The sequence below is a fragment of the uncultured Serinicoccus sp. genome (assembly GCF_947500995.1).
Classification (GTDB): domain Bacteria; phylum Actinomycetota; class Actinomycetes; order Actinomycetales; family Dermatophilaceae; genus Ornithinicoccus.
Genome location: NZ_CANMUA010000009.1, coordinates 177,768 through 193,481, shown reverse-complemented (window position 1 = coordinate 193,481; position 15,714 = coordinate 177,768). Strand labels below are relative to the sequence as shown.

General features: G+C 73.1%; 16 protein-coding genes. 6 read left to right on the top strand and 10 right to left on the bottom strand.

Translation table 11 applies throughout. The features are described from left to right. Positions 1-39: 39 nt before the first annotated feature. Positions 40-1,437 (bottom strand): glycine--tRNA ligase, encoded by a 1,398-nt coding sequence (locus Q0967_RS14995; RefSeq protein WP_298751230.1) that lies wholly within the window; start codon positions 1,435-1,437, stop codon positions 40-42. 55 nt (positions 1,438-1,492) lie between these two features. On the opposite strand from Q0967_RS14995, the gene Q0967_RS14990 reads away from it, so the two are divergent. The 5 genes from Q0967_RS14990 (at position 1,493) to Q0967_RS14970 (ending at position 5,058) form a co-directional block, all read left to right on the top strand. Further along, positions 1,493-1,834, top strand: coding sequence for a DUF6703 family protein (locus Q0967_RS14990; RefSeq protein WP_298751227.1), 342 nt, complete (start codon positions 1,493-1,495; stop codon positions 1,832-1,834). Between the two features lie 65 nt (positions 1,835-1,899). Beyond that, positions 1,900-2,874, top strand: coding sequence for a metal ABC transporter substrate-binding protein (locus Q0967_RS14985; RefSeq protein ID WP_298751225.1), 975 nt, complete (start codon positions 1,900-1,902; stop codon positions 2,872-2,874). Then, positions 2,871-3,620, top strand: coding sequence for a metal ABC transporter ATP-binding protein (locus Q0967_RS14980; protein WP_298751223.1), 750 nt, complete (start codon positions 2,871-2,873; stop codon positions 3,618-3,620). The genes Q0967_RS14985 and Q0967_RS14980 overlap by 4 nt, the downstream gene beginning before the upstream one ends. After that, complete coding sequence (locus Q0967_RS14975; protein ID WP_298751221.1) at positions 3,617-4,675, top strand: metal ABC transporter permease; 1,059 nt, start codon at positions 3,617-3,619, stop codon at positions 4,673-4,675. The genes Q0967_RS14980 and Q0967_RS14975 overlap by 4 nt, the downstream gene beginning before the upstream one ends. Beyond that, positions 4,672-5,058, top strand: a complete 387-nt coding sequence (locus Q0967_RS14970; RefSeq protein WP_298751219.1) for a Fur family transcriptional regulator — start codon at positions 4,672-4,674, stop codon at positions 5,056-5,058. Before Q0967_RS14975 ends, Q0967_RS14970 begins: the two co-directional genes overlap by 4 nt. 21 nt (positions 5,059-5,079) lie before the next feature. Here the strand turns inward: Q0967_RS14970 and Q0967_RS14965 are convergent, their stop codons facing one another. Then, positions 5,080-5,862: an isoprenyl transferase gene (locus Q0967_RS14965; protein WP_298751217.1), complete on the bottom strand. Its 783-nt coding sequence runs from the start codon at positions 5,860-5,862 to the stop codon at positions 5,080-5,082. After that, a complete protein-coding gene (recO, locus tag Q0967_RS14960) occupies positions 5,863-6,594 on the bottom strand; it encodes a DNA repair protein RecO (RefSeq protein ID WP_298751215.1) in 732 nt (243 codons plus the stop codon). It abuts the gene before it with no gap. A gap of 104 nt (positions 6,595-6,698) precedes the next feature. Here recO and Q0967_RS14955 point away from each other — a divergent pair, with 104 nt between their 5' ends. Next, entirely contained in the window at positions 6,699-7,334 is a 636-nt protein-coding gene (locus Q0967_RS14955) for an alpha-ketoglutarate-dependent dioxygenase AlkB (RefSeq protein ID WP_298751213.1), read from the top strand. 42 nt (positions 7,335-7,376) lie between these two features. On the opposite strand, the gene ptsP is transcribed toward Q0967_RS14955, so the two are convergent. The 7 genes from ptsP to Q0967_RS14920 form a co-directional block, all read right to left on the bottom strand. Next, positions 7,377-9,875 carry a phosphoenolpyruvate--protein phosphotransferase gene (ptsP, locus tag Q0967_RS14950; RefSeq protein WP_298751210.1) on the bottom strand — a complete coding sequence of 833 codons (2,499 nt, stop codon included), beginning with the start codon at positions 9,873-9,875 and terminating at the stop codon, positions 7,377-7,379. 10 nt (positions 9,876-9,885) lie between these two features. After that, positions 9,886-10,512 (bottom strand): dihydroxyacetone kinase subunit DhaL, encoded by a 627-nt coding sequence (dhaL, locus tag Q0967_RS14945; protein ID WP_298751208.1) that lies wholly within the window; start codon positions 10,510-10,512, stop codon positions 9,886-9,888. Positions 10,513-10,516: 4 nt separating this feature from the next. Next, positions 10,517-11,518, bottom strand: a complete 1,002-nt coding sequence (dhaK, locus tag Q0967_RS14940) for a dihydroxyacetone kinase subunit DhaK (RefSeq protein ID WP_298751206.1) — start codon at positions 11,516-11,518, stop codon at positions 10,517-10,519. 274 nt (positions 11,519-11,792) lie between these two features. Beyond that, positions 11,793-12,713 carry a GTPase Era gene (era, locus tag Q0967_RS14935; RefSeq protein ID WP_298751204.1) on the bottom strand — a complete coding sequence of 307 codons (921 nt, stop codon included), beginning with the start codon at positions 12,711-12,713 and terminating at the stop codon, positions 11,793-11,795. After that, complete coding sequence (locus tag Q0967_RS14930; RefSeq protein WP_298751202.1) at positions 12,703-14,139, bottom strand: hemolysin family protein; 1,437 nt, start codon at positions 14,137-14,139, stop codon at positions 12,703-12,705. Before Q0967_RS14930 ends, era begins: the two co-directional genes overlap by 11 nt. Beyond that, on the bottom strand, positions 14,136-14,660 hold the full coding sequence (ybeY, locus tag Q0967_RS14925; protein WP_298751288.1) for an rRNA maturation RNase YbeY: 525 nt from the start codon (positions 14,658-14,660) through the stop codon (positions 14,136-14,138). Before ybeY ends, Q0967_RS14930 begins: the two co-directional genes overlap by 4 nt. Next, complete coding sequence (locus Q0967_RS14920) at positions 14,657-15,712, bottom strand: PhoH family protein (protein WP_298751201.1); 1,056 nt, start codon at positions 15,710-15,712, stop codon at positions 14,657-14,659. The genes ybeY and Q0967_RS14920 overlap by 4 nt, the downstream gene beginning before the upstream one ends. Positions 15,713-15,714: the final 2 nt, after the last annotated feature.

The window sequence follows — 15,714 nt, the reverse complement described above, 5'->3', positions numbered from 1 at the left end:
GGCATACCTCCGGCCCACCGGTCGTCCGCGGACGGTGCGTCAGCAGCCGATGAGGCGCTGCGCGAGGTAGGCCTCCACCTGGTCCAGCGACACCCGCTCCTGGCCCATCGAGTCGCGGTCGCGGATGGTCACCGCCTGGTCCTCGAGGGTGTCGAAGTCGACGGTGACGCAGTAGGGCGTGCCGATCTCGTCCTGGCGCCGGTAACGCTTGCCGATCGCCCCGGCGTCGTCGACGTCGACCATCCAGTGCTGGCGCAGGCAGGCGGCGAGGTCCTTCGCCTTCGGCGTGAGGTCGGCGTTGCGCGAGAGCGGCAGCACGGCCACCTTGACCGGGGCCAGCCGCGGGTCGAGGCGCAGGACGACCCGCTTGTCCACGCCGCCCTTGGTGTTGGGCGCCTCGTCCTCGGCGTAGGCGTCGACGAGGAAGGTCATGAGCGAGCGGGACAGGCCGGCCGCCGGCTCGATGACGTAGGGGACGTAGCGCTCCCCGCTGGCCTGGTCGAAGTAGGACAGCTCCTGGCCCGAGTGCTCGCTGTGCGTGGACAGGTCGAAGTCCGTGCGGTTGGCGATGCCCTCGAGCTCACCCCACTCGCTGCCGGTGAAGTTGAAGCGGTACTCGATGTCGACGGTCCGCTTGGAGTAGTGCGAGAGCTTGTCGGCCGGGTGCTCGAGGTGACGCAGGTTGTCGGGGTCGATGCCGAGGTCGGTGTACCAGCGCGTGCGCTCGTCGATCCAGTACTGGTGCCACTCCTCGTCCTCGCCCGGCTTGACGAAGAACTCCATCTCCATCTGCTCGAACTCACGGGTGCGGAAGATGAAGTTGCCCGGCGTGATCTCGTTGCGGAAGGACTTGCCGGTCTGGGCGATGCCGAAGGGGGGCTTCTTGCGGGAGGTGCCCAGGACGTTGGCGAAGTTGACGAAGATGCCCTGGGCGGTCTCCGGGCGCAGGTAGTGCAGGCCGGACTCGTCCTCGATGACCCCGAGATAGGTCTTGAGCATCATGTTGAACTCGCGCGGGGCGGTCCACGCCTTGTTGCCGCAGTTGGGGCAGGTGATGTCCTCGAGCGACACGTCGTCGGGGTCCACGTCCTTGCCCTTACGGGCCGCCTTCTCGGCCACCGCCTCCTGCATGTGGTCCACCCGGAAGCGCTTGTGGCAGGACTGGCACTCGGTGAGGGGGTCGGAGAACTCACCCACGTGACCGGAGGCCACCCAGGTCTGACGCGGCAGGATGATCGAGGAGTCGAGGCCGACGACGTCGTCCCGGGTCTGGACCATGGAGCGCCACCACTGCCGCTTGATGTTCTCCTTCAGGGCGACGCCGAGGGGGCCGTAGTCCCAGGCCGACCGGGTGCCTCCGTAGATGTCTCCCGACGGGAACACGAAGCCTCGGCGCTTGCACAGGGACACGACGGTATCGACGGTGGAGGGAGCCATGCGCCCAGTCTAAGCGGCGTGCGGCGGGGCCCCGGACCCGGTTTAGGCTGGTCCGGTGAGCACCAGCGAGCCCTCCCCCGACCGCGAGGCAGCGGGCACCACGGCCACGCCCGGGCCGGTCCGCAGCGCCGTCGAGCGGGCCAGCCGACCGGCCCTGCTGCAGCTGGCCAGGCTGCCGGTGTGGCTGCCGTTCCTGGCGCTGCTGCTGCTCATCCTCGGGGGCGGCATCCTCGGCGGCACCGCCGGCTGGATCCTCGTCGGCGTCGCCCTGGCCTTCGTCGGCTGGCTGCTCTACCTCTCCTGGCCGCGGCTGACCGGGGTCGAGCGGCTCATGCGGGTGGCGGTGCTGCTGCTCTTCCTCGCCGTGACGGTGGTCCAGCTGGTCCCCCGGGGCTGACCGGGGGCAGCCCGGGGGCAGCTGCTGTTTTGACAATCATTCTCACGCTGCCCAGACTGGGAGGTATGCCCCGTCTGCGCACCCCCGTGATCCTCGCCTCCTGCCTCGCCCTCGTCCTCGGGGCCTGCGGCTCGACGTCGGAGGGGAGCGGGAGCGAGGGGTCGGGCGGGTCCGGCGAGAACGCCTCGCTCGAGGTGGTCGCGAGCTTCTACCCGCTGGAGTACCTCGTCCAGCGCATCGCCGGCGAGCGCGCCGAGATCAGCGTCCTCACCGGCCCCGGCGCCGACCCGCACGACGCCGAGCTGAGCCCTCGGGCCGTGCAGACGGTCGGCAGCGCGGACCTCGTCGTCTACTCCTCGGGCCTGCAGGCCGCGGTCGACGACGCGGTCGCCGGCCAGGCACCCGACACCTCCCTCGACGTGACCCCGGTCGCCGACCTCATGGGTGCCGGCGAGAGCGCCGAGGAGCACGACGAGCACGAGCACGCCGAGGAGGAGGGTGACGGCCACGACCACGGGGGCGAGGACCCCCACTTCTGGCTGGACACGCAGCGCTACGCCGACGTCGCCGAGGCGGTCGCCGAGCGGCTCGCGCAGGTCGACCCCGAGGGCGCGGACACCTACCAGGACAACGTCGCCGACCTGGTCGCCGAGCTGGAGGCCCTGGACGAGGAGTACGCCGCGGGCCTGGCGGACTGCGCGAGCCGTGACCTGGTCACCTCGCACGAGGCGTTCGGCTACATAGCGTCCCGCTACGACCTGCACCAGTACGGCATCACCGGCATCTCCCCCGACTCCGAGCCCTCCCCGGCCCGGCTGGCCGAGGTGAGCGCCCAGGTCGAGGAGCTCGGGGTCGAGACGGTCTTCGCCGAGCCGCTGGTCGGTGACCAGATCGCCCGCACCGTCGCGCAGGAGACCGGGGTCGAGGTGCTCACCCTCGACCCGATCGAGAGCCTGACCGAGGCGACCGCCGACAGCGACTACATTGAGATCATGCGCGCCAACCTCGAGGCCATGTCCGAGGGCCTGGGCTGCTCGTGAGCACCGGGGTCAGCGCGCCTCCCCCCGTCGTCGACCTGCGCCGCGCCAGCTTCGGCCACCTCGGTCGCCCGGTCGTGACCGACGTCGACCTGGCGATCGCCCCGGGGCAGGTGGTGGCCGTCCTGGGACCCAACGGCTCGGGCAAGACCACACTGGTCACCGGTCTGCTGGGCCTCTCCGACCACCTGGGCGGGACGGTCGAGGTGCTGGGCACCCCGCTGGCCCGCCTCAGGGACCGGACGCGCATCGGCTACGTGCCGCAGCGGCACACCCTCAGCGGGGGCGTCCGGGCCACGGTGGCCGAGATCGTGGCCACCGGTCTGCTCGCCACCCGGCCCTGGTGGCGCCCGGCCGGGCGCCGCGGCCGGGAGGCGGTGCGTCGCGCGCTGGAGACGGTGGGCCTCGCCGACCGTGCGCGCTTCGACGTCGACACCCTCTCCGGGGGGCAGCAGCGGCGCGTGCTCATCGCGCGGGCGCTCGTCGCCGATCCCGAGGTGCTGGTCATGGACGAGCCCACGGCGGGCGTCGACGAGGCGAGCCAGAAGGTCCTCGCCGGGGTGCTGCGCGGGCTCGCGACGAGCGGCACCACCATGCTCGTCGTCACCCATGAGCTCGGGGCGCTGCGCGGGACGGTGGACCGGGTCCTCGCGGTCGACGCGGGGCACCTCAGCTTCGACGGCACGCCGCAGGAGTATGCCGCGCACCAGGCCGAGCGCGCCCGCGCCGCCGGACGGGAGGACGCGTGAGCGACATGCTCGCCCTCGACTTCATGCGCAACGCGCTGCTGGCCGCGCTCGTCGTCGGGCTGGCCGCGCCCCTGGTCGGCATCTTCCTCGTGCAGCGCCGGCTCTCCCTCGTCGGCGACGGCCTGGGCCACGTGGCGCTGGCCGGGGTGGCGATCGGGGTCGTGACCGACAGCAGCCCGGTGTGGACGGCGCTGGTCGCGGCCGTCCTCGCCGGCGTGGTCATCGAGCTCATCCGCGCCCGGGGCCGCACCTCCGGGGACGTCGCGCTGGCGCTGATGTTCTACGGCGGTCTCGCGGCGGGCGTCGTCATCATCAACAAGGTCGAGGGCGCGCAGACCGCCAACCTCACCGGCTACCTCTTCGGCTCCATCACCACGACCACCCGCAGCGACGTCGCGGTCTTCACGGCCCTGTCGGCGGTGATCGTCCTCGTCACCGTGGTGCTGCGCCAGCGCCTCTTCGCCGTCGCCGGTGACGAGGAGTTCGCCCGCGCCTCCGGTCTCCCGGTCCTGGCCCTCAACATCGTCCTGGCCGTCCTCACCGCCGTGACCGTGGTCGTCGCGATGCGGGTCATCGGGCTGCTGCTCATCAGCGCGCTCATGATCATCCCCAACGCCGCGGCGCAGCAGCTCTCCGCGAGCTTCCGCGCGGCGACCTGGTGGGCGGTCGGCCTCGGCGTGGTCTCCTCCGTCGGCGGGGTGATGACGAGCTACTACGCCGACACGGCCTCGGGCGGCACGATCGTCCTGCTGGCGATCGCCCTCTTCGCGCTGGCCGTCCTCGGCGGCAGCCTCCGCAAGGCGGTCGCCACCGCCCGGCACCGGCACGCCGAGCGCCACCTGCACGAGCACGGGCCGGGATGCGGCCACGAGGCGGTGGCCCACGGGGACCACGTGGACTACCTGCACGACGGGCACCGGCACGCCGCGCACGAGGGTCACTACGACGAGCACGCGGACCACCCGTCCGCCGACGCCGACCCTGGGTCGGGCGGGGTGGCCGGGGCGCGGACCGGACGGCATACCCTGGGAGACCGCGAGGAGGTGACCCGATGACGACGACCCGACGCCCCACCCGCCAGCAGTCGGCGGTGATCGACGCCCTGGGCTCGACCCAGGACTTCACCAGCGCCCAGGACCTGCACGCCCAGCTGCGCGAGTCCGGGGAGAAGGTGGGCCTGGCGACCGTCTACCGGACCCTGTCGACGCTGGCCGACTCCGGCGACGTCGACGTCCTGCGCACCGGCGAGGGCGAGGCGGTCTACCGCAAGTGCTCCACCGGGCACCACCACCACCTGCTGTGCCGGGTCTGCGGCCGCACGGTCGAGGTCGAGGGCCCCACGGTCGAGCGCTGGACCGACGCCGTCGCCGCCGAGCACGGGTTCACCGACGTGGCGCACACGCTGGAGATCGTCGGCACCTGCTCCTCCTGCCGCTGAGGCTCCCCACCCTGCGGGACCTCAGCCCTGCGGCGTGTCCACGGCACCGCCGTACCGGCGGTCCCGGGAGGCATACTGCTCGATCGCCCGCCAGAGGTCGCGGCGGTCGTAGTCGGGCCAGAGCACGTCCTGGAAGACCATCTCGGCGTAGGCGCTCTGCCAGAGCAGGAAGTTGGAGGTGCGCTGCTCACCCGAGCTGCGGACGAAGAGGTCCACGTCCGGCACCTCGGGGTGGTAGAGGTAGCGGCCGATCGTCCGGTCGTCGACGCCACGCGGCGACAGCCGCCCGGCCTGGACGTCCTCGGCGATGCGCCGGACCGCGTCGCCGATCTCGGCCCGCCCGCCGTAGTTGACGCAGAAGTTGAGGGTGATGACGTCGTTGTCGGCGGTCTGCCGCTCGGCGGACTCCAGCTCGGAGACGACCGATCTCCACAACCGCGGCCGGCGCCCGGACCAGACCACCCGCACCCCCCAGGAGTCGAGCTCCTCGCGACGGCGGTGGATGACCGCCCGGTTGAAGCCCATGAGGAAGCGGACCTCGTCGGGGCTGCGCCGCCAGTTCTCGGTGGAGAACGCGTAGGCGCTGATGCACTGCACGCCGATCTCGATGCCGCCGGCGATGACGTCCAGCAGCGAGGCCTCCCCCGCCTCGTGCCCCTGCGTGCGCTTCAGGCCCCGCTGGTTGGCCCACCGACCGTTGCCGTCCATGACGACGGCGACGTGGCGCGGGACGAGGTCGCGCGGCACCGGCGGCGGCGTCGCACCCGAGGGGTGGGCGAAGGGCTGCCGGGGGTGGGTGCTCACTCAGGGGGTCCTCTCCAGGTGTCGCAACGAGCGCACGCCACGCTCCAGGTGCCACTGCAGGTATGCCGCCACGAGGCCGCTCGCCTCGCCGCGGTGCCGGCTCTGGCTGGCGTCGGCGACGGCCCAGTCGCTGGTGAACAGGGCGGCGAGCAGCGCCATGGTCTCCGGCGCGGGCGCGGTGGAGCCGGGCGGACGGCATACCGGGCAGACCGAGCCGCCGGACGGGACGTGGAACGCGCGGTGCGGCCCGGTCATGCCGCAGCGCGCGCAGTGGACGAAGCTCGCCCGCCAGCCGGCGATGGCCAGCGCCCGCAGCAGGTAGGAGTCCAGGACGAGGCGGGCGTCGTGGTCCCCGGCGGCGAGCGCCGCCAGACCCCCCGCGAGCAGCCGGAAGTGCTGCAGCGCGGGCGTCCCCTCCTCGGTGAGCTGCTCGCAGGTCTCCAGCATGACGCTGGCCGCGGTCCAGGCCGGGTAGTCGCGGGCGATGGCATCGCCGTAGGGCGCCAGCCCGTCGGCCTGGGTAATGGTGTCGAGGGTGCGTCCCTCGTAGCACTGGACGTCGACCACCATGCCAGGCTCGAGCCGAGCCCCGAACTTGCTGGAGGTGCGCCGTATCCCCTTCGCGACCGCGCGGATCCGGCCGCGGGTGCGCCCGAGCAGGATGACGATGCGGTCCGCCTCACCGAGCTTGTACGTCCGCAGCACGATCGCGGCGTCGCGGTAGGTCGGCATACCCCCAGTGTCCCACCGAGCGCCCCCGTGGGTGGGCATCCCGCACCGGGGACCGCGGCGACCACACCCTGGCGCTCTTCGTACACGTGTTCTACAGTAGGGCCATGATGCTCCAGGGATCGCTGCTGGACCAGGTCGACGAGGTCGGCCTGCGCCCCCTCGCCGGCGGGCTGCGCCGCACCGTCCTCGACCACGGCGCGTGGGTGGACGTCCGACCGGGTTGGGTCACCGGCTCGGACGAGCTCTTCTCCCGGCTCGCGCTCGGCGGCCCGGCGGGCGTGCAGTGGCGCGGCGAGGAACGACAGATGTGGGACCGTCAGGTGACGACGCCCCGGCTGCTGCGCTTCTACGCCGAGCGCGAGCGGCTCCCGGACCCGGTGCTGACCGCGGCGCGGGAGGAGCTGAGCCGCCGGTATGCCGACGAGCTGGGCGAGCCGTTTGTCACCGCGGGCATGTGTCTCTACCGCGACGGGCGCGACAGCGTGGCCTGGCACGGTGACCGGATCGGTCGCAGCAAGGAGCACGACACCATGGTGGCGATCGTGTCGCTGGGGGCTCCCCGCGCCCTGCTCCTGCGCCCCCGCGGCGGCGGGACGAGCATCCGGCACGTCCTCGGCCACGGCGACCTGCTGGTCATGGGCGGCTCCTGCCAGCGGACCTGGGACCACTGCGTCCCCAAGACCTCCGCCCCCGTCGGCCCGCGGATCAGCATCCAGTTCCGGCCCCGCGGGGTGCGCTGAGAACACCTCCGGTGCGGCCCCGCCGCGCGTGCCGGTGCGGTGTCAGGCGTGCAGGGCGAGGAGGTCACGGACCGCCGCGGCGTCACGGGCGGTGACGGCGCTCGCCGCGAGGTCCTGCATCCCCCGCAGGGACCCGGCCCGGAGCCGGGCCTTGATGGTCGGGACCGCGCTGGGCGCGGCGCTCAGCTCGCGCACGCCCAGGCCCACGAGGAGCCCGGCGACGTCCGGGTCGCTGGCCAGCTCGCCGCACAGGCTGACGACGACGCCCTCGGGCGCGCGGTCGCAGATCAGCCGGATGAGCTGCAGCACCGCCGGGTCCAGCCCGTCCGACCACGCGGCGACATGCGGGTTGCCGCGCTCGGCGGCCAGGGTGTACTGGCTCAGGTCGTTGCTGCCGATCGAGATGACGTCGAGACCGTGGGCCAGGCGCGCCAGGCGCACCGCGACGGCGGGCACCTCCACCATGATGCCGACGCCCAGCTGGTGGGGAGGTGCCGACAGCCCCACGCGGCGGGCCGCCTCCTGGAGCCGGGCCCGGGCCCAGTCGACGTCGTCCAGGGAGGTGACCATGGGGAAGAGCACGTTGAGGCGCTGCCCCCGCGCGACCCGGCACAGCGCCTCGAGCTGGTCGAGCAGCAACGAGGGGTCCTCGCGGAAGGCGCGGATCCCCCGCACGCCGAGGAAGGGGTTGGTCTCCTCCTCGATGGGGATGAAGTCCAGCGGCTTGTCACCGCCGACGTCCCACGTGCGGATGGTCACGGCATGCGGGTCGAAGGCCTGGGCGATCGCGGAGTAGACCTCGACCTGCTGGTCGACGGTCGGGGCCCGGTGCCACTGGGCGAACACGGCCTCGGTGCGGACCAGCCCGGACCCCTCGGCCCCGAGCCCGGCACCCAGCCGGGCGGTCGCGACCGAGGACACGTTGGCCTTGACCGTCACCCGCGCCCCGTCGCGCGTCACGACGGGCAGGTGGGTGTCGGCGAGCGCCTGCTGGCGCTCGGCGGCGCGCCTCTCGAGCATCTGGGAGAAGGCGGTCTGCACCTCGGGGGCGGGGTCGATCTCCAACCGCCCGGCCCGCGCGTCGAAGGCGATGAGCGTGCCCGCCGCGACGTCGGCGCGTGCTCCGGCACCGGTCAGCACCGGGAGCCCGCGCGCCCGGGCGATGAGCACCCCGTGCCCCAGGGCCCCGCCCTGACGCGTCACGACCCCGCGGATGGCGCCCGCGTCCAGCGAGATCGCCAGCGCCGGGTCGAGCTCGTCCACGACGAGCACGCCCTCGCCGAGCGCCTCGGCCTCGCCGACGTCGAGCAGCACCCGCATCACCCGCTCACCGATACTGCGCACGTCCTGCGCGCGCTCCTGCAGATAGGCGTCGGGCAGCGCCTCGAACCGTCCGGCGACCTCCTGCACGGCGTCCTGCCAGGCGAGGGCCGCGGCCTGTCCCGCGGAGATCCGCCGGGCGACGTCGCCGAGCAGCTCGGGGTCCCGCAGCAGCGCCGCGTGGGCCTCGAACACCTCCGCCTGCCCGTCGCCGAGATGGCGGCGCGCGCGTGCCGACAGCTGCTCCAGGGCGTCCAGCGCGTCGGCGACCGCGGCGTCGAGCCGGTCCTGCTCCTCCTGCTCGCTGCCGGCGACGACGTCGTCGGGGTCCGGCACCGTCCGGTCGAGCACGGCCGGGCCCATGGCCGCCTCCAGCCCGGAGCCGGCCACCCCCGGCTCCTCGCTCACCGAGGGGGCCGGTGCGTCGTCGTCGGCCAGCGGCTGTGCCGGGCCGGGCTCGTCCCCGAAGGCGGTCGCCGCCAGCTGCTCGATCTGGCGGAGCACCTCGTCGGCGCGGTCGCCCGTCGCCTCCACCCCGAGCACGTGGCCCTGGCGGGCACCCAGCGTCGCGACGCCGGAGAGGCTCAGGGCGTCGACCGGCCCGGTCCCGGTGGTCACGTTGCGCACGCGTACCCGGGTGCCGGGCGAGGCGGCGGCGGCCGTGGACACGAGGCGCGCAGCGGGGCGGGCGTGCAGGCCGTGCTCGCCCGTCACCGAGACCTCGACCCCCGCCCATTCGCCGGGTTCCTCGTCGTCGGTCGCGTCGCCGGTCCCGCCCCCGGCCACAGGCTCGGCGGGGTCCGGGGTGTCCCCCAGGTGGGAGGTCTTGGCGTCGAGGCCGCGCCGCGCCTCGAGGGCGCAGGTCGCCAGGTCGGCGCCGGTGCCCGCGGCCACGGTGGCGGCGACCAGCCCCTCCACCAGCGGCGCCGGGCTGACCCTGACCCGACCGGCGACCTCGGGGTCGATCATCTCCAGCGCCATCTCCGTGGACAGGACGGCGCTGCCCAGGTCGACGAGCACGAGGACCCCGGCGCCCTCGGACGCGTCGTCCGCCCGGCCCAGGGCCTCGGCGATGGCGACCGCGTCGGTGCCGGTCGTCTCCTCGTCCAGCCCGGCGGCCACCTCCAGACGAGGTCCGTCCTCCGGGCTCATCTCGGCGGCGAGGGCGACGGCGGCCCGCGCCAGGGCACGGCTGTGGGAGACGACGACCAGGGAGATCATCGAGGTCGGCTCACGACAGGGTCTTCGCGGCGGCCTCGATGAGCAGGGTGGCGCTGGTGGCCCCGGGGTCCTGGTGGCCTGCGCTGCGCTCCCCGAGGTAGGACGCGCGGCCCTTGCGGGCGACCATCGGCTCGGTCGCGTCCCGGCCTTGCGCCGCTGCGTCCGCTGCCGCACGGAGTGCCTCGGCGAGCTCGGACCCGGACCCGGCCGTGGACTCGAACGCGTCCAGCGCAGGAGAGAACGCGTCATACATCGTCTTGTCGCCGGCCTCGGCCTTGCCGCGGGCGACGATGCCCTCGACACCCGCGCGCAATGCCTGGCCGAACTCCCGGGCACCGACGTCCTCGCTGGCGGCCAGCGGCCCGGCCAGCCGCAGGAAGAAGGTGCCGTAGAGCGGCCCGGAGGCGCCACCGACCGTGCTCACCAGGGTCATCCCGACCTTCTTGAGGTAGGCGTCGATGCTGGAGAAGTCCTCCTGCTCGGCCAGGGCCGCGCAGGCGGTCATGCCCCTCCTCATGTTGCTCCCGTGGTCGGCGTCGCCGATCGCCCGGTCGAGCTCGGTCAGGTCGTCGGCGTGGGCCGTGATGCTCTCCGAGCACGCGGCGATCCAGGACTGGAATGCGGTGAGGTCAGCCATGCCCTCATCCTCCCCATCGCAGGCCGGGCGTGTCCACGGGGGCGTCCCAGAGCCGCACCATCTCCTCGTCCACCCGCAGCAGCGTGACCGAGCATCCGGCCATCTCGAGGGAGGTGATGTAGTTGCCGACCAGCGAGCGGGCGACGGTGATCCCGGCGTCCTCGAGCAGGCGGGCCACCTCGCCGTACATGACGTAGAGCTCCAGGAGGGGCGTGCCGCCCATGCCGTTGACGAAGGCGATGACCGACTCACCACGCTCCAGGCCGAGGTCGGAGACGACCGGCTCGACGAGCCTGGCCGCGACGTCCCGGGCGGGCGCGAGCTTCTCGGTGGAGCGGCCCGGCTCGCCGTGGATGCCGATGCCGATCTCCATCTCGTCGTCCGCCAGCTCGAAGGTCGGCTTGCCGGCGGCCGGCACCGTGCAGGAGGTGAGGGCGATGCCCATGGACCTGCCCTGGGCGTTGACGCGGCGCGCGAGGTCCGCGCAGGTCGCGAGGTCCTGGCCCTCCTCGGCCGCCGCCCCGACGATCTTCTCCAGCAGCACGGTGACGCCCACCCCGCGGCGCCCAGCGGTGTAGAGGCTGTCCTGCACGGCGACGTCGTCGTCGGTGACGACGGCCTCGACCTGCACGCCCGAATCCGCGGCGAGCTCGGCGGCCATCTCGAAGTTCATGACGTCGCCGGTGTAGTTCTTGACGATGTGCAGCACCCCGGCGCCACCGTCGACGGCGGTGGTCGCGGCGAGGATCTGGTCCGGCACCGGCGAGGTGAAGACCTCCCCCGCGCAGGCGGCGTCGAGCATCCCGCGGCCCACGAAACCGCCGTGCAGCGGCTCGTGGCCCGAGCCCCCGCCGGAGACGAGGGCGACCTTGCCGGAGACCGGCGAGCCGGCCCGGAGCACGAGCTTGTGGTCCAGGTCGACGCGCAGGTGGTCGGGGTGGGCCGCAGCCATCCCCGCCAGCGCCTCGACGACCACGTCAGCGGGGTCGTTGAGCAGTTTCTTCATGGTGCCCACTCTGCCACGGAACGGCGCTCCCGGGTATGCCCTGACCCCGGTCGGTCGGTGCCGCCTCCGTCCCCACCGCACGCCGGCCGCACCGGCCCATGCGCGCACGTGAACGCCACGGCCGACGACACACCCGGCCGCACCGGCTCAGGCGCGCACGTGCGTGGCTGAGCCGGTCGCGGTGGGCGTGTCGTCGGGACGGGCTGGGCCTTCGGCGCCGCGCAGACCGTGGCGGGTTCCCCGCTGGCGCACCCTGCCCGGCGCGGGTGGAGACTCAGAAGCCGAGCCGGTCCAGGGCCTTGGGGTCGCGCTGCCAGTCCTTGGCCACCTTGACGTGCAGGTCCAGGTGCACCCGGTGCCCCATGAGCTCTTCGATCCCCTGCCGGGCCTCGGTGCCGACGTCGCGCAGCCGGGAGCCGCCCCGGCCGATGATGATGGCCTTCTGGCTCGGGCGTTCGACGAAGACGTTGACGCGGACGTCCGACAGCGGCGAGTCCTCCGGGCGGTCCGGTCGAAGGACGATCTCCTCGACCTGCACGGCCAGGCTGTGCGGGAGCTCGTCGCGCACGCCCTCGAGAGCCGCCTCGCGCACCAGCTCGGCGATCTGCACGAGGGTCGACTCGTCGGTGACCTGGTCGGCGGGGTAGAGCTGCGGCGACTCGGGCAGGTAGGACGCCAGCAGGTCGGCCACCTCCTCGACCTGGTCGCCACGGGTGGCCGAGCACGGGATGATCGCGTCCCACTCCCCCAGCTGGTCGATGGCCACCAGGTGCTCGGCCAGGCGGTCCCGGCTCACCGCGTCGGACTTGGTGGCGATGGCGACGACGGGCACCCGGCGGGCCTGGTGGAGGTCGGCCAGGTCGCGGGCGATGAAGGTGTCGCCCGGACCGACCCGCTGGTCGCTGGGCATGCAGAAGCCGATGACGTCCACCGAGAGCAGGGTCTCGCGGACCAGGTCGTTGAGCCGCTGGCCCAGCAGCGAGCGCGGTCGGTGCAGGCCAGGGGTGTCGACCAGGATGAGCTGGGAGGCCTCGGTCGTCCGGATGCCGCGGATCGCGTGCCGCGTGGTCTGCGGCTTGGAGGAGGTGATCGCGACCTTGCTCCCCACGAGGGCGTTGGTCAGGGTCGACTTGCCGGCGTTGGGCCGTCCGACCAGGCTGACGAACCCCGCGCGGTAGGGCTGCTCATCGGGCACTGGTGCTCACCTCGTCCTCGTGGTGGGTGGACCGCTCGCCCCGGGGGACGAGGGCGTCGGTGGCAGGCTCCGCAGCCCGCCCGTCCTGCGGCTCCGCGCGCGGGTGGTCCGCGCCCGCCTCGCCGCGGCCGGCGCGCGGGTCCTCCAGCTCCGGCTCGGGGACGGGGACCCGGCGCACGAGGACGGTCGCGACCCGGCGCCGACGACCTGCCATCCGCTCCGCGGTCAGCTCCAGCCCCGCGACCTCGCCGACCGCACCCTGGATGGGCACCATGCCGATGGCCGTGGAGAGCAGCCCGCCGACGGAGTCGACGTCCTCGGTCTCGATCTCGACGTCGAACATCTGCGCCAGGTCGTCCACCGGCAGGTTCGCCGGGACCCGCGTGCGCGACGTCCCGTCGTCGAGGACGACCTCCTCGACGTCGACGCTGTCGCGGTCGTACTCGTCGGTGATCTCGCCCACGATCTCCTCGACGATGTCCTCGATGGTGACGAGGCCGGCGGTGCCGCCGTACTCGTCGATGACGACGGCGACGTGCTGCCGGCCGCGCTGCATCTCCTTGAGCAGCTCGTCGACCCGCTTCATCTCGGGGATCCGCTGCACGGGCCGCATGACGTCGGTGACCGCCACGACGCCGGCCGCCTCGGGACGGCTGTTGACCGCGCGCGCCACGTCCTTGAAGTAGAGCATCCCGAGCACGTCGTCGGTGTCCTCCCCCACCACGGGGACCCGGGAGAAGCCCGAGCGCAGCAGCAGCGACATCGCCTGCCGCAGCACCTTCTCGCCCTTGATGGTCACCAGGTCCGGGCGGGGCACCATGACCTCCCGGGCCACGGTGTCACCGAGCTCGAAGATCGAGTGGATCATCTCCCGCTCGTCGTCCTCGATCACCGAGGACTCCCCGGCCAGGTCGACCAGCTCGCGCAGCTCGGTCTCGTTGGCGAACGGCCCCTCGGCATACCCCCGGCCCGGGGTCACCGCGTTGCCGAAGAGCACGAGCAGCTTGGCGACCGGCCCGAGGAAGAGGCGCAGCAGGCGGACCACGGGAGCGGCGACGAGCGCCACCGGCTCGGTGTGCTGGCGCCCCAGCGTCCGCGGGGAGACCCCCACCACCACGAAGGTCACGACGACCATGATGCCGACGGCGATGAGCGCGGTCTGCAGGTGGGAGTCCGTGCGGATGTCGACGGCGACGGTCACCAGGACGGCCGTGGCCGCCTCGGCGGCGACGCGGACGAAGGCGGCGACCGCGAGGTATGGCGCGGCGCCGCCCGCGATGCGCTCCAGCGCCCGGGCCCCGGTGCGACCCTCCTCGACGAGCTGCTCGGCCCGCCGCAGGCTGACCCGCTGCAACGCGGTCTCGCCCGCCGTGAGCAGGAAGGCGATGGTCGTCGTCACGACCGCCACGAGCACGAGCGTGGTCACGGGCGCCCCACCACGTCGTCGTCGGCCGCCCGGGTGGTCCGGCCCCTCTGGGCCAGGAAGGTCAGCAGCAACGTCCGCTGCAGGTCGAACATCTCCCGCTCCTCGGCCTTCTCGGCGTGGTCGAAGCCGAGCAGGTGGAGGATGCCGTGCGTCGTGAGCAGGAGCATCTCGTCACCGACCGCGTGGCCCGCCTGCTGGGCCTGGGCTCGCGCGACGGACGGGCAGAGCACGACGTCGCCGAGGACCCCGGCCTCGGTGCCCGCGTCGTCCTCGGGTCGGCCCGCGCTGCCGCCGGGGCGCAGCTCGTCCATGGGGAAGCTCATGACGTCGGTGGGCCCGGGCAGGTCCATCCAGCGCTGGTGCAGGTGGGCCATCGTCTCCTCGTCCACGAGGGTGATGGTGAGCTCGGCCCGGGGGTTGACCCGGAGCTGGTCCAGCACGTGTCGGCCCAGGTCCGCGAGCTCCTGCTCCGGCACCGGGGCCGGGACCTCCCCCGACTCGTTGAGGACCTCGATCATCAGGTGTCCTCGTGGGGGGACGACCCTCCGGCGGCCGACCCGGAGGCCTGGCGCCGCGGGCCCCGCCGCTGGCGTCGCTCGTCGAACCGTCCGTAGGCGTCGACGATGTCGCTGACCAGCCGGTGACGCACGACGTCCTGGCTGGTGAGGTGGGAGAAGTGGATGTCCTCCACGCCGTCCAGGATGTCCTGGACCACCCGCAGACCGGACTGCGTGCCGCCGGGCAGGTCGACCTGCGTGGTGTCACCCGTGACCACCATCTTGGACCCGAACCCGAGGCGGGTGAGGAACATCTTCATCTGCTCGGGAGAGGTGTTCTGGGCCTCGTCGAGGATGATGAAGGCGTCGTTGAGGCTGCGCCCGCGCATGTAGGCCAGCGGGGCCACCTCGATGGTGCCCGCCGCCATGAGCTTGGACATCGACTCGCTGTCGACCATGTCGTGCAGCGCGTCGTAGAGGGGGCGCAGGTAGGGGTCGATCTTGTCGGTGAGGGTGCCCGGGAGGAAGCCCAGGCGCTCCCCCGCCTCGACCGCCGGTCGGGTGAGGATGATGCGGTTGACCTGCTTGGCCTGCAGCGCGGCGACCGCCTTGGCCATCGCCAGGTAGGTCTTGCCGGTGCCCGCCGGGCCGAGCCCGAAGACGATGGTGTGCGCGTCGATGGCGTCGACGTAGTGCTTCTGGTTGAGGGTCTTGGGCCGGATGGTCTTGCCCCGGCTCGAGACGATGTTCATCGTCAGCACGTCCGCCGGCCGGTCCGAGGTCGCGGTCCGCAGCATGCCGATGCTGCGCTCGACGGCGTCCCGGTTGAGCGGCTGTCCGCGTCCGACGATGGCGAGCAGCTCGTCGACGAGGCGCTCGACGAGGGCCAGCTCGGCGGAGTCGCCGGTGAGCCGGAACTCGTTGCCGCGCACGTGCACGTCCACCCGGGGGAAGGCGCGCTCGACGGTGCGCAGCAGCTCGTCGCGGGGGCCGAGGAGGGTGACCATGGGCACCTCGTCGGGGATGACGACGGTATGCGTGGGCTGGGGTTGTGGGCTGGTGTCGGTCTGCGTCATCA